20 protein-coding genes are annotated in these 24703 nt (G+C 70.5%); 8 read left to right on the forward strand and 12 right to left on the reverse strand.

From position 1 onward, the window contains the following. Positions 1 to 437: 437 nt before the first annotated feature. Complete coding sequence (locus G3A44_RS22180; protein WP_163459953.1) at positions 438 to 1532, forward strand: IS110 family RNA-guided transposase; 1095 nt, start codon at positions 438 to 440, stop codon at positions 1530 to 1532. A gap of 319 nt (positions 1533 to 1851) precedes the next feature. On the opposite strand, the gene G3A44_RS22185 is transcribed toward G3A44_RS22180, so the two are convergent. The 12 genes from G3A44_RS22185 to G3A44_RS22240 all read right to left on the reverse strand — a co-directional run bounded on the left by G3A44_RS22185 (position 1852) and on the right by G3A44_RS22240 (position 15482). Further along, entirely contained in the window at positions 1852 to 2547 is a 696-nt protein-coding gene (locus G3A44_RS22185; protein ID WP_310734436.1) for an SLATT domain-containing protein, read from the reverse strand. A gap of 64 nt (positions 2548 to 2611) precedes the next feature. Further along, positions 2612 to 3004, reverse strand: coding sequence for a hypothetical protein (locus G3A44_RS22190; protein WP_163459940.1), 393 nt, complete (start codon positions 3002 to 3004; stop codon positions 2612 to 2614). Between the two features lie 133 nt (positions 3005 to 3137). Beyond that, complete coding sequence (locus G3A44_RS22195; RefSeq protein WP_163459941.1) at positions 3138 to 3980, reverse strand: alpha/beta fold hydrolase; 843 nt, start codon at positions 3978 to 3980, stop codon at positions 3138 to 3140. A gap of 34 nt (positions 3981 to 4014) precedes the next feature. Then, on the reverse strand, positions 4015 to 6144 hold the full coding sequence (locus G3A44_RS22200) for a D-(-)-3-hydroxybutyrate oligomer hydrolase (RefSeq protein WP_163459942.1): 2130 nt from the start codon (positions 6142 to 6144) through the stop codon (positions 4015 to 4017). Positions 6145 to 6211: 67 nt separating this feature from the next. Next, positions 6212 to 7354 (reverse strand): branched-chain amino acid ABC transporter permease, encoded by a 1143-nt coding sequence (locus tag G3A44_RS22205; protein WP_163459943.1) that lies wholly within the window; start codon positions 7352 to 7354, stop codon positions 6212 to 6214. Positions 7355 to 7370: 16 nt separating this feature from the next. Continuing rightward, entirely contained in the window at positions 7371 to 8303 is a 933-nt protein-coding gene (locus G3A44_RS22210; RefSeq protein WP_239062049.1) for a branched-chain amino acid ABC transporter permease, read from the reverse strand. A 107-nt stretch (positions 8304 to 8410) separates the two neighbouring features. Continuing rightward, positions 8411 to 9172 carry an ABC transporter ATP-binding protein gene (locus G3A44_RS22215; RefSeq protein ID WP_163459945.1) on the reverse strand — a complete coding sequence of 254 codons (762 nt, stop codon included), beginning with the start codon at positions 9170 to 9172 and terminating at the stop codon, positions 8411 to 8413. After that, positions 9169 to 9936 carry an ABC transporter ATP-binding protein gene (locus G3A44_RS22220; RefSeq protein WP_163459946.1) on the reverse strand — a complete coding sequence of 256 codons (768 nt, stop codon included), beginning with the start codon at positions 9934 to 9936 and terminating at the stop codon, positions 9169 to 9171. Before G3A44_RS22220 ends, G3A44_RS22215 begins: the two co-directional genes overlap by 4 nt. A 17-nt stretch (positions 9937 to 9953) precedes the next feature. Beyond that, positions 9954 to 11423, reverse strand: a complete 1470-nt coding sequence (locus tag G3A44_RS22225) for an extracellular catalytic domain type 2 short-chain-length polyhydroxyalkanoate depolymerase (protein WP_239062048.1) — start codon at positions 11421 to 11423, stop codon at positions 9954 to 9956. Positions 11424 to 11696: 273 nt separating this feature from the next. Continuing rightward, positions 11697 to 12929, reverse strand: coding sequence for a substrate-binding domain-containing protein (locus tag G3A44_RS22230; protein ID WP_163459947.1), 1233 nt, complete (start codon positions 12927 to 12929; stop codon positions 11697 to 11699). A 186-nt stretch (positions 12930 to 13115) separates the two neighbouring features. Continuing rightward, positions 13116 to 13772, reverse strand: a complete 657-nt coding sequence (locus tag G3A44_RS22235; RefSeq protein WP_163459948.1) for a hypothetical protein — start codon at positions 13770 to 13772, stop codon at positions 13116 to 13118. Between the two features lie 132 nt (positions 13773 to 13904). Then, the gene (locus G3A44_RS22240) at positions 13905 to 15482 is read right to left on the reverse strand and encodes a sigma-54 interaction domain-containing protein (RefSeq protein ID WP_310734437.1); all 1578 of its coding nucleotides are present in this window, start codon (positions 15480 to 15482) and stop codon (positions 13905 to 13907) included. A gap of 162 nt (positions 15483 to 15644) precedes the next feature. On the opposite strand from G3A44_RS22240, the gene G3A44_RS22245 reads away from it, so the two are divergent. From G3A44_RS22245 to G3A44_RS22270, 7 genes are all read left to right on the forward strand, one after another. Continuing rightward, a complete protein-coding gene (locus G3A44_RS22245) occupies positions 15645 to 16184 on the forward strand; it encodes a GntR family transcriptional regulator (protein WP_310734438.1) in 540 nt (179 codons plus the stop codon). A 15-nt stretch (positions 16185 to 16199) separates the two neighbouring features. Continuing rightward, positions 16200 to 16385 (forward strand): hypothetical protein, encoded by a 186-nt coding sequence (locus G3A44_RS24220; protein ID WP_310734439.1) that lies wholly within the window; start codon positions 16200 to 16202, stop codon positions 16383 to 16385. A gap of 61 nt (positions 16386 to 16446) precedes the next feature. Beyond that, the gene (locus G3A44_RS22250; RefSeq protein ID WP_163459949.1) at positions 16447 to 17844 is read left to right on the forward strand and encodes a malonyl-CoA decarboxylase; all 1398 of its coding nucleotides are present in this window, start codon (positions 16447 to 16449) and stop codon (positions 17842 to 17844) included. A 73-nt stretch (positions 17845 to 17917) separates the two neighbouring features. Continuing rightward, a complete protein-coding gene (locus tag G3A44_RS22255) occupies positions 17918 to 18904 on the forward strand; it encodes a Bug family tripartite tricarboxylate transporter substrate binding protein (RefSeq protein ID WP_163459950.1) in 987 nt (328 codons plus the stop codon). Between the two features lie 13 nt (positions 18905 to 18917). Next, the gene (locus tag G3A44_RS22260) at positions 18918 to 19727 is read left to right on the forward strand and encodes an enoyl-CoA hydratase/isomerase family protein (RefSeq protein WP_163459951.1); all 810 of its coding nucleotides are present in this window, start codon (positions 18918 to 18920) and stop codon (positions 19725 to 19727) included. A 41-nt stretch (positions 19728 to 19768) separates the two neighbouring features. Continuing rightward, positions 19769 to 21316, forward strand: coding sequence for a malonate--CoA ligase (locus G3A44_RS22265; protein WP_163459952.1), 1548 nt, complete (start codon positions 19769 to 19771; stop codon positions 21314 to 21316). A 133-nt stretch (positions 21317 to 21449) separates the two neighbouring features. Next, a complete protein-coding gene (locus tag G3A44_RS22270) occupies positions 21450 to 24551 on the forward strand; it encodes a hypothetical protein (RefSeq protein WP_163459938.1) in 3102 nt (1033 codons plus the stop codon). Positions 24552 to 24703: the final 152 nt, after the last annotated feature.

Here is a 24703-nt window from a genome sequence, read left to right on the forward strand (position 1 = left end):
TGAGCTTCCTCCCCACCCCGCCTCGCGGCGACGCAGTTGCCCTTTGGCTAACCTTCGGCTCTGCTGATACCTGGTATCGGGACTCTCACCCGACTGGATTCGTGCCATGCGCGGCACACACGTTTGACTTAAGCGGCGCCGTCAGGCGTCCGCTTGAAGGAATGGGAAGGGACTCCCCCAGTGCCGGCCGCAGCGCGGCGCGCCAGCATCGGCGGTGGAGCGTGTCGGGCATCGGGCATGTGTCTGAAGACCGGCATGTGGGGCTGTGTGGCAAGCCACTGAACTGACCGGAGGATACGACCATGTCCGAAGCCGTGGGTGACTCGAATTCCAAGCGCGGAGCTGCGAAGTTGACCGGTGGCGCGCCGCTGGCCATTCCCTTGCCGCTGGGCAGCGCCGTGTTGGGGCGGGTGGCGCCTGATGCGCTGCAGGCGCGTATGGCCCGCGTGGGGGTTGATCTGGCCAAGCGGGTGTTTCAGGTGCATGCCGTGGATGCCCGGGGTGAGCGGGTGCTGGCCCGCAGTTTTGCGCCTGAGAAGTTTTTTGCCTGGGCCGCTGGCTTGCCTGCTGGCTGCGTGGTGGCCATGGAGACCTGCGGCGGCGCCCACCATGTGGCGCGCCAACTCCAACGCCTGGGCTTGGAGGCGCGGCTGGTGGCCGGCCATTTCGTCGCGCCCTACCGCTTGGAAGGGCGCGGGGCGAAGAACGATGCGAATGACGCCAAAGCGATTTGCGAGGCCGCCGGGCGGCCTCACATGCGCTTTGTGCCGGTCAAGTCCATGGACCAGCAGGCCGTGCTGGCCGTGCACCGCCTGCGCCAGGGTCTTGTGGAAGAGCGCACCGCCTGCATCAACCGCATCCGTGGCCTGCTCACGGAGTTTGGTCTGGTGTTCCCCCAGGATCCCCTTCACCTGCGCCCATCGCTGGCTGAGATCACCGGCGAGCGCCAGGCCGGCCAGGGCCTGCCCGATCTGCTGCGCCTGGTGCTGCAGCGCCTGCACCTGCAGTGGCTGGAATTGGAGGTGCACCTGGCCTGGTGTGATGAGCGCATTGCCCAGCACGCCCGCCAAGATGCCCAGGCCCGCCAAGCCTTGAGCGTGCCCGGTGTGGGCGCGCTCACCGCCTCGGCCATGGCCGTGGGCGTGGTCGACTTCCATCAGTTCCGCAGCGCCCACCAGTTTGGCGCCTGGCTGGGCTTGGTGCCCAAGCAGGATTCCAGCGGCGGCAAAGCCCGCCTGGGCCGCATCACCAAGGCCGGTGACGAGTACCTGCGCATGCTGTTGATCCAGGGCGCCAAATCGGTGCTGATGCACGCCGCCGCCCGCACCGACCGCACCAGCCGCTGGGTGCATGCCCTGCGCGAGCGGGTGGGCTGGCAAAAGGCCCTGGTGGCCTTGGCCCACAAGAACGCCCGCATCCTGTGGGCGCTGCTGACCAGCGGTGAGCTCTACCGGGCTGAGCATGTCAGCACGCCACCCCACACCAGCGGATCGCTCCAAGCCACCTCGATGCCCGCCACCGCGGCGGCCTGAACAAGCCACCCTGCCCGCCCGCCGCCCTCAACCCCACACCCGTTCTCCTCCCGCCCCACACTGCGCGCCAAGATCACCACAGGTCAGACCGGCAGCAGGCAAGCTCGATAACTCGACTGTGGCCACAGCCTTCAAAAGCCCAGGACCACGCTGAACGAATGGAGCCCTGCTGCGCGGTTCCCATCTGGGGCATCGGCTGGCCATTTGCGCCCACGCCACAAGCCCGTCTGTAGATATGCAGTCTGTCCCCGATGGTGTTTGGCAACCCGCGCAGTTCAAAGGTATGGGGGAGCTTTACCTATGGATTTGAAAAACCAATTCAGCCCAGGAGGGGAAACCCTTGCCTGCGGGGGTTGTGCTGTGGGGGAGTCCCTGTAGAAGGGTTAGAACTCACGCTTTGTGAATACCTCTGCAGTAGGGAAGTTTCTTCGGACTTCTTCCGTTCCTGCACGGCAAGAGCCGCTCTGTACTCTTTTGGCGACACGGTAAGTCCCTCTGACCTGGCGTTAACCTTCGCGTACTCGATGTTGATGCGCTCAATGTTCTGAGAGAGCTCTTCTAGCGGAAGAAGGCCGTCAAAGTACAGGGCAAGAAGCCTCTCGCATTCACGCGCGATGCCAAGGTACTCGTTGCCGACTGCCCTGTGCTCCATGTACTGCTTTTCAAAGTTGAAGAACGTTTGAATGGCACCCAAACCTGCAGCTACCAAGGTTAGGGTTGCACCGCTCCACTTTGCCCATTGCGGAAACGCTCCGTCTTCACCCAGAAAAGCAAACAGTACTGAGCCGAGTGCGATATTTATGAGGACCACCGGGATGCCGAAGGTCACATGGTGCGTTCGGCCGCGATTGCCCGCTTGGAAATGCTTGTGTTTGCCTAGGTGGGCGTTCCACCGAAGCTTGTCGAGAACTTCAACTGTATATGGGACACCGCTCATGGTTTTCGTGAGTTCTAACGTGTTATACACGACAACCCCAATACCCACATCTGGCCATAAATTGCCATCTGTAGGCATAAATGGCCACAGGTGGATAGCCAGATGTAGGCAGGGGCGGTGCCGCGTAAATGTCCATATGTGGCTATTCTGCGGTGCGGATGCGGGCTGTCAACCCGGCGCGTTCGGCTTGTTCGCGGGTCATGCGCCACAGGCGGGCTTGGGCATCCCAGCGGGCGCCGTTCGCTTTGGCCTGTGCGGCCAGTTGCGCCTCACCGTAGCGGATCTGCACCAGAACGGGGTCTTGCGGGCCCGCTGAGCGGGGGACGGGGGTGCGGCGGCGGGACGGGCGGGCTTCCACCAGCAGTTCCACGGTCACCAGGCGCTGGTCGCGGGTGGGGTCGTGGCGGTAGCGCACACACAGCAGTTGGTCACCGTACAGGGCGCGCCAGCGTTGGGCGCCGGCCTGTGTGGGCTGCAGCTTTTTAAGCACCTTGGCGTCTTGTGGCGGCCTGTGGGCCGTGGGCTTGTCTTGCATGGGAGAGCGCTCCAGGGGATGGCCTGGCCGTGCTGGCCAGCCCCTGAATCAGAGCGCTGTATGCCCATACAGTCAACCACCCCGGTCACGGCCTCGCACGGCCCCTCGCGGCCCTTTCGGCCGCGTCTCACCGCTATGCCTGACGCAGAAAGTCCTCAATCAACGCCCAGTGGGCGGGCACGTTCAGGGCGGGGGCGTGGCCGCAGCCGGGGATGTCCACCACGGTGGCGCGGGGGCCGCGTTCGCGCATGGCCTGGGCCACGTGGGGCAGCAGCAGGTCTGAGCTTTCGCCGCGCAGGCAGAGCACAGGCAGGGTGAGGCTGTCCCAGGCGTCCCACTGGGTGTAGTCCTCAGGGTGGTTGATGAACTGGCGCACCATGGCGGGGTCGTAGTGCGGGGTGACGCGGCCGTCAGGCAGGCGGCGCACGGAGGTTTCGGCCATGCGGCGCCATTGGGTGTCGCTAAGCCAACCGTAGGGGGCGTAGATGGTGCGCAGGTATTGCTCCAGCTCGCTCACGGTGGCAAAGCTGGCGGGGTTGCCGGCATAGGTGCGGATGCGCTGCACGGCGGCGGCGGCCAGTTCGGGGCCCATGTCATTGAGGACCAGGCGCTCGATGATGCCGCGCAGCGGGCCGGCGGCGGCGCGCAGGCCAATGGCGCCGCCCATGGAGGTGCCCACCCATTGGCAGCGGTCGATCTGGAAGTGGGCCAGCAGGTCCACGGCCAGGCGGACGTAGAAGTCCAGGCAGTACTCGCGGTCGGGCTCGGGGCTCCATTGGCTGAGGCCACGGCCCAGGGTGTCGGGGCAGAGCACGCGCCAGCCCTGGCTGGCCAGCACTTCGGCCAGGTCGTCCATGTCGCGTCCGGTGCGGGCCAGCCCATGCCAGGCGATGACAGGACGGCCCGAGGGGTCGCCCCAGTCCATGACGTGCAGTTCACGGCCGGCGCAAGACAGGTAGCGGGAGACGGGGGACATGGGCGGGCTCCAGGGTGGGCGGGCAGCGGGGCGGTCAGTCGGGGATGTGCAGCGTGCCGGCGTTGAAGGTGATGACGTCACCGGCGGCCGGTGCGGCGCTGAAGGGCGGCACATGGGCGGCGGTGATGGCCGGCGCGGCAAACGGGGCGCCGCCGCGCGGCACGGTGCGCACCACCTGGCTGGGGGGCAGCGGGGTGCCGTGCTTGAGGTGGGCGTACAGGGCGTCCATGGCCTGGTTGAAGTAGACGTGCAGGGGCACGTAACGGTTGTCGTAGCCCATGAGGCCGCCAAAGGCGATGAAGCCGTCAAAGTGCTGGGCGTGGGTCACTTCCACGTAGCGGGTGCTGCTGCGCTGGGGCTCCAACTGGTGGTTGGCGGCCACATAGGCGCGGGCGGTGTGGTTGACGGGCAGCAGGGCGTCGTTGCGGCCGGCCACGATGAGGGTGGGCTTGCCATTGAGGCGGGCCTTCAGGCGCACCTCCTCCAGGCCTTGGCGCACGCGGTCTGAGGCGGCCTTGAGGGCCGGCGGCAAGGCCTGTCCGGTGGGCTGGCGGCCCAGCACCAGGCTGCGCAGGCACAGGGCACCGTCCAGCGAGAAGTCGGCGCTGCCGCTGGTGGGGGAGACGCCCAGGAAGTCCTGGCGGGCGCCACCCACCGAGTCGTCGTACACCAGGCTCACGCCTGAGGTGGGGGGCACGCCGTTGCCCGAGGCGAACAGCCCGGCCTGGGTGCTGGCCACCTGGGCGGTGGGGGCGCCGGCCAGGTCCACATTGGCCATGCTGAAGCCGCAGACCCGGTCGGTCACGCTGAAGCGGCCCAGGGCGTTGACGTAGGTGACGGCGATGGCGTTGGTGGCAAAGCGGTAGTGCGACTGCTGCAGGGAGTCGCTTTCCGCCTGCCAGCCGTAGGCACGCAGGCGGGCCAGGGCGCTGGTGGCACGCTCGGCGGTGGTGGCGCCGCTGACCAGGCCGCGGGCGGCCAGGGCGGTGCAGCGGTTCTCGGCGGCGGTGGTGTAGGCGGCCGGCCAGAACAGGCTGTGCAGCGACAGGCCGGCGGCCGGGGCCAGGGCGGCGCAGGGCTGGTAGACGTTGGCCAGGGTGAAGTAGTCGACCAGCGCCTTGCCGGTGGCGCCCACGGGGCGGTCGCCCTGGCGGATGGACAGGGCCAGGCGGCCGGGCACCTGCACATTGGGCTCGCTCACGGCCACGCCGTCGATCAGGCCCTCGGTGTCCTGCTCGGCCGCGGCAATGGCGGCGCCGCCGCCGTTGGACACGCTGGAGGCGATGACCAGGGTGTTGGCCGGCCGGTAGCGCGCGCCACCGGTGGGGCGGTGGTGGGCGTTGAGCACATGGAAGGCAAAGCGCACCGCGTCCAGGGTGTGGCGGCCCCAGTCCTTCTCGGGGTTTTGCTGCGAGTGGGCGTGCTTGTAGGCCACGCGGTGGGGCGTGTCGGCGTTGAACGCGGCCAGGGTGGCGTCGTCCACGTCGGCGCGGAACAGCGCGGCGGTGCCCGCGCTGGCGGCGGTCAGCAGGGTGCCGTCGCGGGCGGTCACGGTGCCGGTCATCAGGTCATGAAAGCCGTTGCCAGTGCCCTTGTCGGTGTAGGCCACGGCGCAGCCGTGCTTGAGGCCCCACTCGCCTGCCGTGGCAATGGCGCCGTAAATGCCGCGCGAGCCTGAGGAGGTGGCGGTGACGATGCAGGGCTCGGCAGGCTTGAAGCTGGCGGGCACCTGGACCATGACGGTGACGTTCTGGCGGCCGCTGCCGTCGTCAGACCAGGCCAGGTATTCGGTGCCAGCCACCTTGCCTTCACCCAGGGTGGGCTGGCCGTCCACGTCGATGTTGGGGCCGTAGAGCACGCCCATGCCACCGGCGGCGGTGTAGTCCACCAGGCCGCGGTAGTTGTTGTAGATGGCGTTGCGGCGCAGTTCAGCGGCGGTGGGCGCGGCGGGGTTGGCGTAGGTGGGCGCCAGGCCCATCAGGCCGGTTTTGCCCAGGCCGGCGGTGAGCAGGTCGTCACTGACGCCGTCGTAGGCGGTGATGCTGACGGGGCCGCGCAGGCCGGCGGGCAGCGGGCCGCCGGCGGCCAGGACGCCGGTGGACAGGGCCAGGCCGACGGCCAGGGCCAGGGCGCGGGGACGGCCGGGAAGGGTGACGTAGGACATGCGTGTTGTCTCCTCTGGTCTGGGCTCACTCGGGGGTGGCGGGGGGCGAAGGGGGCGCGGGCGGGCGTCAACCCGGCGGTGGGGAGGCGGTGGCCGGCGTGGCGGGCCCGGCGGCGTCCGGGCTGCGACCCAGGGCACGGGCCCGCAGGCGGCCCACCACGCCGTTGGGAAAGTGGTAGACGCACAGCACAAAGCCGATGCCCAGCCAGAACAGCCAGCGGTCGGGGCTGATGAAGGGGGCGATGAGGGGCACTTCAGACAGGGCACCGCCCTCGCCGCCGGCCAGGCGCAGCAGGTCTTGCAGGTAGTTCTGCGCCAGCACAAAGAGCACCGAGCCGATGACCGCGCCGTACAAGGTGCCCATGCCGCCAATGACGACGATGAGCAGGATGTCGAGCATGATTTCGAAGCTCAGGGTGGTGTCAGGCCCGGTGTAGCGCAGCCACAGGGCCAGCAGGGCGCCGGCCACGGTGGCCAGCGCGGCCGACATGACGTTGCTGAGCGTGCGGAAGACGACGGTGCGGTAGCCAATGGCCTCGGCGCGGAAGTCGTTCTCGCGGATGGCCTGCAGCACGCGGCCGAAGGGGGAATTGACCACCCGCAGCAGGCCCAGGAACAGCACCGTCACCACGACAAACAGCAGGTAGTAGGTGAGCACCTTGCCGTCGACCATCAGGCCGAGCACGGGCTCTTCAAAGGGCTCGAAGGAGGGCGAGAGCCAGCGCGGGGTCTTGAAGCTCAGGCCGTCCTCGCCTCCGGTCAGCTCACTGAGCTGCGAGGCCAGGGTTTGAAAGGCCGCCGCCACGGCCAGCGTGATCATGGCGAAGAAGATGGCCTTGACGCGCAGGCTGAACAGCCCGATCAGCAGGCTCAGCGCCAGCGAGACCCCCAGCGCGCCGCCCAGGCCGGTGAGCACTGCTGCCAGGCCCACGCCGCCCTCGCCCGCCAGGCGGGTGCAGGCGATGGCCACCCCGTAGGCGCCAATGCCAAAGAACATGGTGTGCGCAAAGCTGACGATGCCGGTGTAGCCCAGCAGCAGGTCATAACTGGCCACCAGCAGGATGAAGACCAGCATCTTGGCGGCCACGCCCAGGGCCTTGGCACCGGGAAACAGGAAGGGCGCCAGCGCCAGGCCGGCCAGCACCAGCAACAGGGCCGCGGCCAGCAGCCGGCTGCGCGGCAGGTCGTGGGAGAGGAGTCGGTTCAGCATGAAGGGCTCCTGCGGCTCATCGATTGGTCACGGGGTACAGGCCCTGCGGCCGCCACAGCAGCACCGCCACCATCAGGGCGATGTTGCTGAACAGCGCGGCCTTGGGCGCCAGAAAGCCGGCGTAGTTGGCCAGCAGGCCCACCATGAGCGCGCCCACAAAGCAGCCCAGGGTGCTGCCCAGGCCGCCGATGATGATGACGATGAAGATCAGGGTGTTGACCTGCGCGCCGATCTGCGGGGTGACGTTCTGCTGGTAGAGGCCCCACATCACGCCGCCCAGCCCGGCCAAGGCCGAGCCGGCCACGAACACGCCCACAAAGAGCTGGCGGATGCGGTAGCCCAGGCTCTCCACCATCTCGCGGTCTTGCACGCCGGCGCGGATGAGCAGGCCGACCTTGGTGCGGTTGAGCGTCCAGAGCAGCGCCGCAAAGACGATCAGGCCGATGACCACGGCCAGCAGGCGGTACTTCTCCACCGCGGCGTCGCCCAGCAGCACGGCGCCGCGCAGCGATTCGGGCAGGGGCAGGGGCACCTGCTGCGGGCCCCAGATCACCTTGATGACCTCTTCCCCCACGATCATGCCGCCCATGGTGATGAGGATCTGCTTGAGGTGCTGGCCGTAGACGGGCCGCACCACCACGCGCTCAAAGGCCAGGCCCAGGGCGCCGGCCACGGCCATGGCCGCCAGCATGGCGGCAAACACCGCGCCCAGGTTGGCCCACAGCGAGCCGCTGCCCACCCAATCGGCCATGCCACCCATGACGCTGGTGGCCACAAAGGCGCCAAAGGCGATGAACACGCCGTGGCCAAAGTTCAGCACGTCCATCAGGCCGAAGACCAAGGTCAGGCCCGAGGCGATGATGAACACGATCAACCCCATGGCCAGCCCGGCCACGGTGAGGGTGAGCCAGGTGCTGCCGCTGCCCACCAGGGGCGCGGCCACGGCCATCAGCGCCAGCAGCAGCCACAGGGGCTTGGCGTCAAAGGCGGCCTGGGGAATGGCGGCGCCGGCCGCGGCGGGCGGATGCACCACGGTGGCGGAGGAGGTCTTGGTGCTCATTGATGCGCTCCCAGCGACAGGCCCAGCAGGCGCTGCTGCAGGTCTTCGTCGGCGGCCAGATCGGCCATGCGGCCGGTGTGCACCACGCGGCCGTTGTCCATCACTGCCACGTGGTCACCCAGGGCACGGGCCATGGCGAAGTTCTGCTCCACCAGCAGCAGGGTGGTGCGCTGGCGCTTGAGTTCTTGCAGCGCCTGGATGAGGCTCTGGATCATGGCCGGCGCCAGGCCCTTGCTGGGCTCGTCGATGAGCAGCAGGGCGCGCGGCTCGATGATGGCGCGGGCCACGGCCAGCATCTGCTTCTGCCCGCCGCTGAGCTTGCCCGCGGGGTACAGCCAGAACTTGTGCAGCGCCGGGAACAGGCCAAAGATCCAGTCCAGCCGGGCGGCGTCGAGTTGGTCCACGCGGCGCGCGGCGCGGGCGGCCAGCAGCAGGTTGTCGCGCACCGTCAGGTCGGCAAAGATGCCCATGTTCTCGGGCACATAGGCCAGGCCACGGCGGGCAATGTCGGGCGTGCTGGCCTGCTGGCCCACACCGCCGATGCCTTCGCCCCTGAAGCGGACCTCACCGGCCGAGGCGGCCCACAGGCCCATGATGGTGCGCAGTGTGGTGGTCTTGCCGGCGCCGTTGCGGCCCAGCAGCATGGTGACCTGGCCCTCGGGCACGGTCAGGTCCACGCCGTGCAGGATGTGGTACGCCCCGATGTGGGTGTGCACGCCGCGCAGGGCCAGCAGCGGCATAGGTTTGTCGTGGGTCATGCCGCCTCCTCCTCGCCAGCCGTGGGCGCCTGGCCCAGGTAGGCCTGCTGCACCACATCACTGGCAATGACCGCGGCGGGCTCGCCATCGGCCACCAGAGCGCCGTGGTGCAGCACGATGATGCGGTCGGCCAGCTCGCGCACCACGTCCATCTTGTGCTCCACCAGCAGGATGGTGCGGTCGCGCCGCGCCTTGAGGGCGCGGATGAGGTCGAGCACCACGGGCACCTCGTCCACGCTCATGCCGGCGGTGGGCTCGTCAAACATGTAGACGCGCGGGTCCAGGGCCATCAGCACCGCCACCTCCAGCTTGCGCTGGTCGCCGTGCGGCAGGCTGGCGGCGGTGGCGGCCTGCTTGTCCAGCAGGCGCACCCCGGCCACCAGTTCGCGCGCCTCCTCCAGCCAGTCCTTGCGGTCGCGCCACACCTGCCACCAGTTCAGGCCACCGCCGTGGCGGGCCTGCACGGCCAGGCGCACGTTCTCCAGCACGCTCAGGTTGGGAAAGAGCTGGGTGAGCTGGAAGGCGCGGCCCAGGCCGCGGCGGGTGCGCAGCGGCGCGGGCAGCGCGGTGATGTCCATGTCGTCCAGCAGCACCTGACCCTCGCTGGCCGGCAACTGCCCGCTGATGAGGTTGAAGTAGGTGGTCTTGCCGGCCCCGTTGGGCCCGACGATGGCCGTGAGCGTGCCCGGGGCAAAGGCACAGCTCACATGGTCCACCGCCACATGCCCGCCAAAGCGGATGGTCAGGTTGCGCGTTTCAAGCATGGCGTTCAGGGGGGGGGTCAGCAGCTGCCGATGACGTAGTAGTTGGCGCCGGTCTGCTTCAGCGTGGTGGTCGTGAAGGTGTTCCACAGGCCCATGTTCTGGTTGGAGCCCTTGGCGTAGGCATAACCGCCGCTCTGCGTGGCCCGGCCGGCGCTCACATGGGCGTAGTTGCTGGCGGTGTAGCAAACGGCCGCCGTGCCGGTGGTGGTGCCGGTGGCGGCGGCCGATTGCGGGCCCACCGCGCCGGCGGCGTCCACCGCGGCCACGGTCCAGCTGTAGCTGGTGCCGGCGGCCAGGCCGGTGTCGGTGAAGCTGGTGCCGGTGACGGTGCTGGCGTTGACCTGGGTGCCCGCGCGGTACACGTGGTAGCCGGCCGCGCCGCTGACCCCGCCCCAGGCGATGGTCATGCTGCTGGCGGTGGCGCCGCTGGTGCCCACGCCGGTGGGCGCGGCCAGGTTGGCGGGCGCGGTGCCGCTGCCCAGGCGGTCCACCATGGCCTTGATGGCGGCCATCTGCGGCCCGCTCTTCTTGGCGTAGTTGGCGCTGTCATAACCCCACCAGTCCCAGCAGCTGTTGGTGGCCGCGGTGCTGGTTTGCGGGTACAGCATGATGATGTTGTTGGTGTCGCCCCAGCGGTTGTAGCCGGTGTTGCGCACGTACTTGTCGCCGATGGTGGCGGTGTTCTGCTTGCAGCCGTGCAGCACCACATGCAGGCGGCAGGTGGTGGCGCCGCCCGCACAGGCCGCCGGCACATAGACCCAGCCGGTGGTGGCCATGCCGTGGTTGGTGACGAAGTCGGTCTGGTTGAACTCGGTGAAGGTGCCGCCCAGGGTGCCGTTGTTGCGGGCGTTGAGCGGGCCGTAGAGCTGCTGCAGGATGGCGCCGGCCAGGTCGAAGTTGCAGTCGTTGATGTACGGGCTGCCGTTGGTGCTGCAGGCGCTGCCGTAGTCGTCGGTGATCATCGCGTGCTGGGCCGGGATGTCCTTTTTGTAGACGATGTTGGCCGCCGGCACGAAGCTTTGGTAGTAGGTGGCCAGGTCGTTCATCACGGCCGGCACCACAGTGCTGTCAGCGCTGCCGGAGAACAGGTAGAGCTTGCTGTTCTGCAGGTTGGCCACCGGGTCAATGGCGCCGCTGCCGGCCCAGCTGTTGGTGGTGCTCACCAGCGTGCTGACCGGGATGCTGGTGCTGTGGGTCATGCAGCGGCCGGTGGCATTGGTGATGCTGCCCTGGGCACAGTAGAACGGCCCGCCGGCCACGACACCGGCGCCCTTGGTGAAGGTGGCGGAGAAGCCGACGTGCAGTTGCACGGCCATGAAGCCGCCGGACGACAGGCCGGAGACGCTGGTCTGCGTCTTGTCCAGCGACAGCGCAGGCAGGGTGCTGGCGGCCTGGGCGGCGGTGCCGGCGGCCAACAGGCCAAAGCCGGCCAGGGCGGACAGGGCGGCCGCGGCCAGGCGGCGCAGGGAAGGGAAACCAGAGGTCATCAATCACTCCTTGTACGACGGAGTTCAGGACACAAGAGGGCGTGCGGCCCCACCGGGACTGCGGTGGTGCGTGGGTGGCGGGCCGTTGACGCCTGGCGAAGTCACACCCGCTGCCCGGCGGGCCATGCGGGCAGGGGCGTGACGAACCCTGGGGTCAGCGCCGGCCAGCGTGCGCCCAGGGCCCCATCGGAAATGCGTGGTGTTGGGTGGGACACGCGCCGGCTGCGGCCGCGCGCCCGGGTGCCGCCCCCTCGCCGGGGGGGCGGCGGCGCCTCAGCGCTGGTTGCGGATGGGCACAGCCATCTCTTCGGGCTTGATCTCGCGGATCAACTCGGGCACGCCCCAGGCAAAGGCCGGGTCCACCTTGATGCGGAAGTGGTACATGCTCTGCATGGCCTGGTGGTCCTCCGGGCGGAAGGTCATCTTGCCCTTGGGGGTGTCAAAGCTCATGCCTTCCATGGTCTTGATGAGCTTGGCGGTGGTGGTGTCGCCGCCGGTCCTCTTGAGGGCCTCGACCACGGCGATGGCCGCGCTCATGCCACCGGCGGTGAAGAAGTCCGGCGGGGTCTTCTCGCGCTTGTAGTGGTTGGCCACCAGCCACTCATTGACCGGGTTCTTGGGCAGGCCAAAGTAGTAGTAGGTGGCGCCCTCCATGCCGGGGAAGGCCTTGTAGGCGGCCATGGCCGGCAGGATGTTGCCGCCGGTGGCGATCTCGATGCCGTAGCGCTTCAAGTCCAGGTCGGCGATCTTGAAGGGGTTGCCCGCGCCAGCCCAGATGATGAAGATGACCTTGCGGCCGGGCTGGTCCTTGAGCTTGTCGATCAGGCGCTGGGCACCGGCGGTGAAGTCGGTGGTGGTCGTGGGCAGGTATTCCTCGTGAACGATCTTGGCCTTCTTGACCGCGTCCTTGAAGGCCTTCACGCCGTCACGGCCGAAGGCGTAATCCTGCGCCAGGGTGGCAATGGTGGTGCCGGGCTTGTCCAGCGCCACGGCGTTGCTGATCGCGTCCTGGCTGGAGTTGCGGCCGGTGCGGAAGATGTACTTGTTCCACTTGTCGCCGGTGATGGAGTCGGCCACGGCGGGCTCCACCAGCAGGATCTTCTTGTACTCCTCGGCCACCGGCAGCATGGCCAGGGCCACGCCGGAGCTGGTGGGGCCCACGGCGATGTCGGCCTTGTCGTCACCATAGGCGGCGGCCAGCAGGCTCTTGCCCACGTCGGGCTTGCCCTGGTCGTCACGCTCGATCAGGGTGATCTTCTTGCCGGCCACCATCATGGTGCCGCCGGTGGCGTATTCCAGCCCCATGCGAAAGCCCAGCGCCGACTGCTTGCCGTAGGCCTCCAGCGGACCGGTCTTGCTGTGGATGTGGGCGATGCGGACCTCGCCGCTCTGGGCCCGCGCCGTGGGCCACACCGCGGCCAGGGCGGCCAGCGCCAGGCCGGCCAGCAGCAGGCGGCGCGGGGCGGAGGCGGGGGCAAGGGCGTGGCGGACGGCGGCGGTCTTCATTCGCGGGTCTCCTGGCAGGGGCGCGGGCAGTGCCCTGGGTCTTGGGGGACCCCCCGGGGGGTTCAGGAAGCGCCGGCGTGGCCGTCGCCACCTGCGGGGGGCGGGCGTTCAAGTGCAACGCCTGTGCCAAAAGTCACGCTCTGCGGGAAAGTCCCAGGCCGCCCCCGGCCAGGGCCGGGCGCCGGCTCAGCGGCCGGCAGGACTGGCGGGGGAGACCGGGAACAGCGAGGGCAGGCTGTCGAGCAAGGGGGTGGTGCCCTGGGGCAGCAGGCGCGGCAGCACCGGCGGCTCCTCTTGCACGATGCGCGTGACCGGCTGCTGCGTCTCGGCGTCCATCAGCCAGACGGTGCTCTTGCCATCGGGCTTGAGTTCTCCGGTGACCAGGTAGTGCCCGCCGGCCACGGGGGTGAACTCCACCTCGCCGGACACCGAGAGAAAGCGCCCTTCCACCCGCATGGCCCATTCGCGCAGCGGGGCGCCCACCAGGGTGGTGGCAAACACTTGGCTGCCCAGCAGGCGCAGGCGCACCGGCTTGCCCGCGGGCAGCTGCCGGGTCTTGGAGAACATCACCAGCCGGCCCCCCTGGGCCACGGTGGCGCGGTTGGTGGCGTCCAGCGCGTTGTCCACGTCCTGGTCGTCCACGGCGGTGAGGCAGAAGACCTGGCCGCGCTTCTCGCTGTCCTGGCTCAGGCTGTCGGTGAAGGTGGCCAGCGGCCCGGTATAGCCCTGGGGCAAGGCGGGGTCCAGGGTCTTGCAGCCGCCCAGTCCCAGCGCCAGCGGCACGCCAAGGACCAGCAACAGGGCGGACAGGGCGGTGCGGCGGGGGGGGTGGGGATACGGCATGAACTCATTTTGCATCCGCCCCCGCGGCGGTCAGTCCCCTCCGATGGGGGTTGGGGCGCGGCACCGGCCGGGCCGGGCCGACACCGTGGCGGCGGGGCGACGTCCGGTTTTCAGACGCCGATTGACTGTTTTTCAGACAGCCGGCCCGGCGTGTGACTGAATATCAGACACCGGCAGGGCATCCAGCCCCAACTGGTGCATCTTCTCGTAGAGCGTGGCCCGGGCAATGCCCAAGAGCCGTGCAGCGGCGACCTTGTTGCCCTGGGTGGCGGCCAGGGCGGCACGGATGGAGGCCGTCTCCAGCGCGGCGATGGCCTGGGGCAGCGGCTGCAGGGCCGCCCCGGGCAGGAGGAGGCCGCCGCCGGCCAGGGGTTCGCCCAACCCGCCACGGGCCAGGCCGGCCCCCGCGGCCGTCGGCCCGGCCCCGGCCGGGTCGGGGGCCGGCGCGGCGGCGGGGGCGGGCAGGGCCCCAAAGTGCTCGGCCCGCAGCAGCAGGTCGTCGGTGAGCAGGGCGGCCTGCTCCAGGGTGTTGCGCAGCTCGCGGATGTTGCCGGGCCACGGGTGGGCGCCCAGGCGCTCCAGGGCCTCGGCCGAGAGGGACTTGGGCGCCAGCCCATTGCGCCGGCAGATGTCGTCCAGCAGGTTGTCGGTCAGGGCGTCCAGGTCGGCCAGGCGCTCGCGCAGGGCCGGCAGGCGGATGGGCAGGACGTTGAGGCGGTAGTAGAGGTCGGCGCGGAACTGCCCGGTGGCCACCATGGCCGGCAGGTCGCGGCTGGTGGCAGCGATGACCCGCACGTTGACCCGCAGCACGGTGTTGCTGCCCAGGGGCTCCACCTCCTGCTCCTGCAACACGCGCAGCAGCTTGGCCTGCAGCGGCAGCGGCATGTCGCCGATTTCGTCCAAGAACAGGGTGCCGCCGTCGGCCAGCTTGAACTTGCCGTCGCGGCCCTTGCGGTCGGCGCCGGTGTAGGCGCCACCGGCCACGCCGAAGAACTCGGCCTCCAGCAGGGTGTCGGGCACGGCGGCGATGTTGACGCCCACAAAAGCCGCACGCGCCCGGCTGCTGCCGGCATGGATGGCCTGGGCCAGCAGTTCCTTGCCGGTGCCGGTCTCGCCCAGCAGCAGCACGGTGGCGTCGGTGCCGGCCACGCGCCGCGCCTGGCGCTTGACCTCCATCATGGCCGGGCTGGCGCCCACCATGCTGGCCAGGGTGTACTTGGGCCGGCGCTGCGCGGCCAGCTGCCGCTGCGCGTCTTCCAGCTCGCGCTGCAGGCGGCTGAACTTCTGCATCAGCGGCTGCATGGTGGTCTCGGGGTGGTCCATGAGCACCAGGCCCAGGGCGCCGATGACCTCGCCCGCCTCGTTGCGCAGCGGCATGCGGCTGACCAGGAAGGTACCGGCCCGGTTGGTGAGCAGGTCCACCATCATGGCCCGGCCGCTCTCGATCACCTGGGGGATCAGGGTGTTGGGCACCACGTCCTCCACCTTGCGGCCCAGAAAGGCGTGCTCGCCCTCCACGCCCAGGGCGGGCAGGAATTTCTTGTAGCCCTCGCTGATCCAGACGATGCGGTGGCTGCGGTCCACCACCAGCATGCCCTGCGTGGTGCGGGCAAAGGTGTCGAACATGCTGTGCGCGGCCAGGCGCAGCAGGGCGTCGGCGTCCTGCGGCAGGGCGGGGGGCGACGAGGAAGGCGTGGCGTGGAGCGGCACGGCGGCGCGGCCCGGCGGGCCGGGACGTGGGAGCGGGGGTGGCCCACTGTAGCCAGCCGCGTGCCCGGTGGCATCGGGGGCGCCGCGGGGGGGGCACGGCGGCGCCGGACAGGGGTTTTCACCGGCCTTGTGATTGCGTAATTACGGCATTACGATCCCAGCATGGCTGAAGACCTGCCCCCGCTGCGCGGCACCTCGCTGCACGACAACGTGGCCACCCGGCTGCGCCATCTGGTGTTTGACCGGGTGCTGGCCCCGGGCGTCTGGATCGATGAGAAGGCGCTGGCCGCGCAGTGGCAGATCAGCCGCACCCCGCTGCGCGAGGCCCTCAAGGTGCTGGCCGCCGAGGGCCTGGTGGAGCTGGTGCCCCAGCGCGGCTGCCGGGTGATCGAGCTGACCGAGGACGACGCCGACCAGCTCTTTCCGGTGATGGCCCTGCTGGAGGGGCGCTGCGCCCACGAGGCCACCCGCAATGCCGACGACGCCGGCCGCCTGGCCCTGCAGCGCTGCCACGACGCCCTGGAGCGCCAGGCCGCGGCCTTTGACCTGGACGGCTACTACCAGGCCAACCACGAGTTCCACAGCCTGGTGCAGCGCCTGGCGGGCAACCGCTGGCTGGACCGCTGCACCGGCGACCTGCGCAAGTTCATGCGGCTCATGCGGGGCCGGCAGCTGCAGCTGCCCGGCCGCATCGAGGCCTAGCTCAACGAGCATCGGGTGCTGATCGACGCCATGCTGCAAGGCGACGCCGCCCGGGCCGAACGGGCCATGCACGACCACCTGCTGGCCCAGTTGGCCGCGCTCAAGGCCTTGCGCCGGCTGCAGGCCGTCGAAGGCGGCGCCCAAAGCGACGCCGACGCGCCGCCGGCCACCGCCCCGGCCACCCCCACCACCGCCGGCTGAGGCGCACGCCCCCGGCCCGCGCGCCCCTCCCCCGATCCCCCACGACCCGGAGCCCCCCCCGATGACCGCGACGACCTCCCTGCACGCCGCGCCGCCCCGCGCGGGTGTGGCGCCCCGCCCCGCCGCCAGGCGACGCCCGGCGCGCGCCAGTGCGCCGGCCCCCGACCTGCTGGACACGCTGCTGGCCGACAGCCGGCTGCTGCTGTCGCTGCAGGGCGAGGCCAGCAGCCCGCTGATCGCGGCGCGCCTGACCCAAGGCCTGCGCCAGCTGCTGGGCGGGGGCGACAGCCCGGCCTTGGCGGCCTGGTTCGAGCACCTGGCCGCGGACTTCAACCCTGATCCAGGGGCGGTGCTGGCCAGCGCACAGGCCTATGCCCGCGACCCCGGCGCGGCCACCCTGCTGCCGCTGACCCAGCTGGCCGAGCCGCCGCGGCAGGAGCTGTTCCGCCGGCTGAACCGGGCACCTGGCGGCACGGCCACGCTCATCGCGCTGCGCCGCGCCCTGCTGCAGCGCCTGCCGCGCCAGCCCGGCCTGGCCATGGTCGAGGCCGACCTGCTGCACCTGCTGTCCAGCTGGTTCAACCCCGGCTTCCTGGAGATGCGGCAGGTGAGCTGGGACAGCCCCGCGCAGCTGCTGGAGCAGATCATCCGGCACGAGGCGGTGCACGCCATAGACGGCTGGGACGACCTGCGCCGCCGCCTGCAGCCCGACCGCCGCTGCTTCGCCTTCTTCCACCCGCAGCTGCCCGACGAGCCGCTGATCTTTGTGGAGGTGGCGCTGGTGCCGGAGATGGCCAACGCCATCGCCCCGCTGATCGACAAGCGCAGCGCGCCGCTGCCGCCCGAGGCCTTCAAGGTGGCGGTGTTCTACAGCATCAGCAACTGCCAGCCGGGCCTGCGCGGCGTGTCACTGGGCAACTTCCTGATCAAGCGCGTGGCCGAGCGACTGCAGGCGGAGTTTCCGCAGCTGCGGCGCTTCTGCACGCTCTCGCCCATTCCCGGCTTCATGGCCTGGCTGCAGCGGGCCGATGCCCAGGGCGTGCCGCCGGGACTCAAGGGCGCCGGCGCCCGCCGCGCCGCGGCCGACCTGGCCGCGCTGCAGGCCCAGCTGGGCGCGCCCGCCAGCTGGCCCGCCGCCTTGGTCCCACCTGGGGCGGACGACGCCGCCTGCGAAGCCCAGACCGAGGTGCAGGCCCGCCTGCGCCGCCTGGCCGCGCACTACCTCAAGACCGTCTCGCCCACCCCCGGGGGCGACCCGGTGGCCCGCTTCCACCTGGACAACGGCGCCCGGCTGGAGCGCCTGAACGTGGCGGCCGACCTCTCGCCCAAGGGCCTGCGCCAAAGCGCCGGCCTGATGGTGAACTACCTGTACGACCTGGCGCGCATCGACCACGGCCATGCGCGCTTCACCCAAGGCCAGGTGGTGGCCTCACCCGCCGTCACCGCCCTGCTGCGCTGAAGGCGCAACGGCCGGCGGGCAGCCGCCGGCCCTTCCACAAGAAGTTCCACCGAGAACACAGGAGACACGTCCCATGAAGCACCCGATCTCCCGGCGCCAGGCGCTGGGCACCCTGGGCGCGGCCGCGGCCGCGCTGGCCGTTCCCGCCGTGCAGGCCCAGGCCTGGCCGGCCAAGCCGGTCACGCTCATCGTGCCCTTCCCGGCCGGCGGCGGCACCGACACCTTCGCCCGGCCATTGAGCGCCCAGCTCACCAAGCAGATGGGCAAGCAGGTGATCATCGACAACCGCGGCGGTGCCGGCGGCACGCTGGGCGCCACCGTGGCGTCCAAGGCGGCGGGCGACGGCTACACCTTCTTCATGGGCGGCCTGCACCACGCCATCGCCCCCAGCATGTACCCCAAGCTGGACTACGACCTGGAGCGCGACTTCATCCCCGTGGGCCTGATCTCCAGCGTGCCGCAGGTCATCGTGGTCAATCCGCAGCGCGTGCCGGTGAACGACTTGAAGGGCCTGCTGGACTACCTGCGCAAAAACCCCGGCAAGCTCAACTACGCCTCGGCCGGCAACGGCAGCGCCCACCACCTGGCCGGCGAGCTGTTCAAGCTGCAGACCCGCACCGATCTCTCGCACATCCCCTACAAGGGCGCGGGCCCGGCCCTGCAGGACCTGGTGGGCGGCCAGGTGGACCTGATGTTCGACGGCCTGGGCTCCTCGGCCAGCCACATCAAGGGTGGGCGCATCAAGGCCCTGGCCGTGGCCAGCGCCCAGCGCGCGCCCGGCTTTGAGACCGTGCCCACCACGGCCGAGGGCGGCTTGGCCAGCTACCAGATGAGCACCTGGTACGCGCTGTGGGCCGTCAAGGGCACACCCAAAGACGTGGTGGCCGCCATGCAGGCCGAGCTGAAAAAGGCGCTCAACTCGGAGGAGCTGCGCACCCAGTGGCACAACCTGGGCACCAACACGCCGGACCTGTACGGCACGGACTTTGGCGCCTTCGTCAGCAGCGAGATCCGGCGCTGGGCCGAGGTGGTCAAATCTTCCGGAGCGAAACTCGACTGACACCCCACCCCGTATGACGACGACCACGCGCTCCACCGGCCACGTCCGCCTGGACCCTGCCGATCACCAGGGCATTGCCCGCCTGACCCTGTCGCACCCGGGCAAGCTCAATGCCCTGAACGTGCGCATGTGGCGCGAGCTGCAGGCCCTGGTGGCCGGGCTCACCGCCCCGGGCGCCCGGCCGCCGCGCGCGCTCATCGTCTGCGGTGAGGGCGGCACCTTCGTGGCCGGCGGTGACATCGAGGAGTTCCCGCAGTTCCGCTTCAACGCCGACACCCTGGCCGCCTTCCATGAGGAGGTGGTGGCCCCGGCACTGCAGGCCCTGCTGGACTGTGACGTGCCGCTGGTGGCCCAGATCGACGGCGCCTGCGTGGGCGGCGGGCTGGAGATCGCCGCCTGCTGCGACCTGCGCATCTGCGGTGCCTCCAGCCGCTTTGGGGTGCCCATCGCCAAGCTGGGTTTTCCCATGGCGCCGCTGGAGGTGGAGATCGTCGCCCGCGTCATCGGCGAGACCTGTCTGCGCGAGCTGTTGCTGGAAGCCCGCGTGCTGGACGCCCAGGAAGCCCGCGCACGCGGCCTGGTCACCCGCATCGTGCCCGATGCCCAGGTGGCCGCCGAGGCCCTGGCCACCGCCGAGCGCATCGCCGCCCTCAGCCCCCAGGCCATGCGCCTGAACAAGCGCGCCCTGCGCCGCTTTGCCGCCGTGGGCCTGCCCGCCAGCGCCCGCCCCGAGCGCGAGGCGCACTACGCCTACGCCCCGTCCGACGAACACCGCGAAGGCCTGGCCGCCTTCAACGAGCGCCGGCCGGCCCGTTTTGACTGACCCAGGCCCTCGCCGGCCTGCCGTCCCACGCCCCACCCACCATGAGCACCACCAACGCCAACCTCTTCTGCGCCCTGCGCGCCGCCTTCCCGGCCGACCTTGCCGCCACCGCCATCGAGACCGGTGACGGCCCCGGCGCGCCGCTGCACTACAGCTGGGCAGACCTGGATGCGGCCACCGCCCGCATCGCCAACCTGCTGGACAGCCTGGCGCTGCCCCCGTCCAGCCGCGTGGCCGTGCAGGTGGACAAGAGCGTGGAGGCGCTGATGCTCTACCTGGCCGTGCTGCGTGCCGGCCATGTGTTCCTGCCGCTCAACACCGCCTACCAGGCCAGCGAGATCGAGTACTTCATCGGCAACGCCGAACCGGCGGTGGTGGTCACCACCACCAAGAACTTCACCTGGGTCAGCCGCATTGCCTTCACCGCCGGCGTCACCCATGTGTTCACCCTCAACGACGACCGCACCGGCACCCTGCTGGAGCGCGCCGCCTTCCACGGTGACACCCAGACCCCGGCCGTGCGCGGCGCCGACGAGCTGGCCGCCATCCTCTACACCAGCGGCACCACCGGGCGCAGCAAGGGCGCCATGCTCAGCCACGGCAACCTGCTGTCCAACGCCCAGGTGCTCAAGGGCTACTGGGGCTGGCAGCAGGGCGACGTGCTCATCCACGCCCTGCCCATCTTCCATGTGCACGGCCTGTTCGTGGCCAGCCACGGCGCGCTGCTCAATGGCAGCAAGATGATCTGGTTTGCCAAGTACGACCCCAAGGCCGTGCTGGCCCGCTTTGGCGAGGGCACCGTCTTCATGGGCGTGCCCACGCTGTATGTGCGCCTGCTGGCCGAGCCGGGCCTGACGCCCGAGGCCTGCGCCCGCATGCGCCTGTTCATCAGCGGCTCCGCCCCGCTGCTGCTGGAGACCTTCAAAGACTGGCAGACCCGCACCGGCCACACCATCCTGGAGCGCTACGGCATGAGCGAAACCGTCATGCTGACCTCCAACCCCTACCGGGCCGAGGACGGCCAGCGCCGGGGCGGCACCGTGGGCTTTCCGCTGCCGGGTGTGGGCCTGCGCGTGCAAGACGACGCCGGCCAGCCCTTGCCCACCGGTGAGATCGGCGGCATTCAGGTGCGCGGCCCCAACGTGTTTGCCGGCTACTGGCGCATGCCCGAGAAGACCCAGGAGGAGTTCACCGCCGACGGCTGGTTCAAGACCGGCGACGTGGGCCGCGTGGACGCCGACGGCTACGTCACCATCGTGGGCCGCAGCAAGGACCTGGTGATCACCGGCGGCTACAACGTCTACCCCGCCGAGGTCGAAGGCTTCATCAACGACATGCCCGGCGTGGCCGAGAGCGCCGTCATTGGCGTGCCCCACCCCGACTTTGGCGAGGCGGTGGTGGCCGTGGTCGTGGCCAAGCCCGGCGCCCCCCTGGACGGCTCCGCCATCAGCGCCACCCTCAAGGGCCAGATCGCCAACTTCAAGGTGCCCAAGGCGGTGTTCGTGGCCACCGAGCTGCCGCGCAACACCATGGGCAAAGTGCAGAAGAACCTGTTGCGCGAGCAGCACAAGGCGCTGTTTGCAGCCTGATGCCGTGGCGCCGGGCTTGTGGCCCGGCCAATCCCCCCGTTAACGTGGGGGCATGGGGGCGCCCACACCGCCCGGCCCCCATGCCGCGTGGGCGCGCTCCGTCGGGGCGCCGCGGCCCAGCCGGCGGTCGGCCATGCCACGTCGTCGTCACCCCCTGCTCCTGCTGCTCGGCTGCCTGCTCCTGCTGATGGCCACGGCCTGCGGCGGCGGTGGCGGTGGCGGTGGCGGTGGCGGTGACACCCCGCCAGACGGCGGCAGCACGCCCGGCACCGGCGACGGGGGTGGCAGTGGTGGTGGTGGCGGCACCGACACCGGCGGCGGCGATCCCCCCGCCACCGACACCTGGCGGGAAGCCCCGCTCACCGCCTCCGCCCTGCCCCCGCTGCAAATCAACCTGGCCGGCGGCGTGCACAGCTGGATGTTCGCCAACGTGCTGCGGGCCTCCGAGGCCTGGGTTCTTTCCGCCGTCCCCCTGAACGCCGCGCAGGCCGACGCCACCGCCGCCGCCCTGGCCCTGCGCCCCGACGGTTGGCCCGCCGGCCTGCCTGCCGGCCTGCAGATGTGGCTGAGCACCGCCGGCTACCCCACCGGCCAGGACACCCAGGGCACCACCTACCTGCATGGCGTGTGGGTGCTCACCTGGGAAGGCACCGGCACCCTGGAGCTGCAGACCTCCGAGAACAACGGCCAGGGCGAGACCCTGTTGCTGAACGACCCGGCGGCCCGGCGCATCGTCAAGCTCATCACCACCCCGCGCAAATGGCCGGTGGTGTTTGTGCGCAGCAGCAGCGCGGCCGACCCGGTGCGCAACGTCAAGCTCTGGGCGCCCGCCTCCGACAGGGCGGGCCTGTCGCTCACCGCCGCCTCGCCCCTGGGCGCCGGCCAGGTGGTCGGCAGCCTGGAGCCGGCCCCGGGTGCGGCCGAACCCCTGTTCCACCCCGCCTTCCTGAACCACCTCAAGGAGGCCGGCAGCGGCATCCCCTTGCGCATGATGAGCTTTCTGCGCATCAACCAGAACGCCAGCGCCTGGGGCAGCCGCCCGCTCACCTGGGCCGACCGCGGCGACGCGGCCTACGCCTTCGGCTCGCTCTCCGTCACCGATGCCAGCTGGGGCCGCCACGAGGTACCCGCCTACCGCCAGCAGTTGGGCATGCCCTACGAATGGCTGATCGAGCTGTGCAACGCCACCGGCAACGACCTGTGGATACAGGTGCCGCACAACGCCAGCGATGACCTGATCCGCAACCTGGCCCGGCTCATCGCCGGCCAGAACGGCCACCCGGGCCTGAACGCCGGCCTGCGTGTGTGGTTCGAGTACTCCAACGAGATCTGGAACGGCATCAGTCCCTACCTGGTCCAGCACGACCATGCCGCCGCCGTCGCCGCCGCACACTTCGGGGTGGCCGCCTCGGCGCTGAGCACCGCGCAGTTCGGCTGGGGCTCGGGCCGGGTGCAGGGCCAGGCCCTGGCCACCTTCCAGGACGAATGGAAGCGCCTGGGCGGCAGCGACGCCCGCCTGGTCAACGTGGTGGCCGGTTTTGCCGAGGGCGCCGCCTACAACGCCGCCGTGCTGGCCAGCGTCAAGGAGGTGGGCGCCGACCTGCCTGAGGTGCTGGCCATCTCCAACTACTTCGGCTACGGCGCCTCCGCCGAGATCCTCCGCCTGCAGGCCGACTGGACCGGCCAGGCCGCCCCCTGGCCGGCCGCCCTGGTGCGCCAGGCCCAGGCCGCGGTGCGCCGCAACCTGCACAGCACCTATGCCTCCTGGCAGGCCAGCGCCCGCGTGGCGGCCGACGCCGGCGTGCCGCTGGTGGCCTACGAAGGCGGCCAGCACCTGCTGGCCGTGGGCCTGGGCGACGGCGCCAACCCCGCCTTCCAACCCTTCATGGCCTTTCTGACCGACCTGCAGCGCAGCCCCGTGATGCGCTCGCTCTATACCGAGCACTTCGCGCTGTGGAACGCCGCCGGCGGCCGCACCGCCAGCCTGTTCACCGACCTGGGCCCGGTCAGCTACTGGGGCTACTGGGGCGCCAAGGAATGGCTGTCGGACAACCGCAGCGGCTCGGCCAAATGGGGCGCCTTCCTGGACTGGGGCGACACCATGGCGGGCGTGCGCGCCCCCGGCGACCCCCTGGGCCTGGCCCCCAGCCTCAGCGCCCAGACCCTGAACGCCGAGGCCGGCGTGCCCTACAGCGTCACGCTGCAGGCCCAGGGCGGCGACGGCGCCACCCGCCTGCAGTGGGTGGGCGGCGAGCTGCCCGAGGGCCTGCGCTTTGCCGCCGGCACCGGTGGCCAGGCCACCCTCAGCGGCACCGCCACCGGCTCGGCCACCGCCCGCCTGGTGCTGCGCGCGGTCGATGCCGACGGCGACGCGGCCTACCTGGTCCAGACCCTGCAGGTGGCGCCCGCAGGCGCCAGCACCCAGGCCCTGCTGAACTTCGACGGCAGCCAGATACCGGCCACCGTGCAAGCCGACGGCCGGCGCAATGGCCGCTACGACCCGCGCCGCGCCGCGCAGACCCTGGGCAGCGCCGGCGAGCGCCTGTGCGTGCCCTTCTCGGTGGCCGACGGCGACGCCCTGTTCGGCCCCGAGTACGCCGATGGCAGCACCCAGGGCGGCCAGCACATCGCCAGCACCAGCCCGCTCAACCTGTACGGCGGCTGGTGCGTGACACAAGAGCAGCACAACGGCAGCGCCTGCGAAAGCAGCTACACCAGCCTGCGCGGCGGCGAATTTGCCAGCTGGAGCGGCGCCAACTGCGGTGGCACCGGCTACCCCAGTACGCTGGACCTGTTCCTGGTCTGGCGGCGCGACCAGTTTGACGGCGCCAGCGCCAGCGGCCCCTTCCGGTTTGGCGCCAGCGACAACCAGGCCGCGCTGCGCGTGGACTTCAGCAACGTCATCGACGACGGGGACAACGAGTTCCGCTTCGCCGTGCTGGACGGCGGGCAATGGTGGTTGTCCGAGGCCGCGCACCGCCCCCAGGTGGTGGGCGACGGCTACTTCGAGCTCATCGGCTTCAACGGCAGCGGCGTCGCCGGCAAGCGCTGGGCGCCCATCACGCCCACGGCCCTGAACTTCGCCATCCCGGCCGCCGCCAGCCTCAGCTTTGGCGCCCACAGCTTCAGCAACGTGCAGGCCGTGGCCGTGCTCTACCATGGCCGGCGATGGGGCTACCACTACAACGTCAGCCTCAAGCAGTTCATGGCCCTGGGGGTCCGGCCCACCCCTTGAGCCCGTGTCCGGACCCCGGCCCCGCCACTCCGGAGGATCACGCCATGCGCACCGTCCACCGCCCGCCCCGCCCGCGCCGGCCACCGCCGCGGCCGGCCCTTGCCGGCCTGCTGGGCGCGCTGGGTCTGGCCTGCGTCGCGGCTGCCGGCCCC

This window comes from Ideonella livida (genome assembly GCF_010499455.1).
Taxonomy (GTDB): Bacteria; Pseudomonadota; Gammaproteobacteria; order Burkholderiales; family Burkholderiaceae_C; genus Ideonella; species Ideonella livida.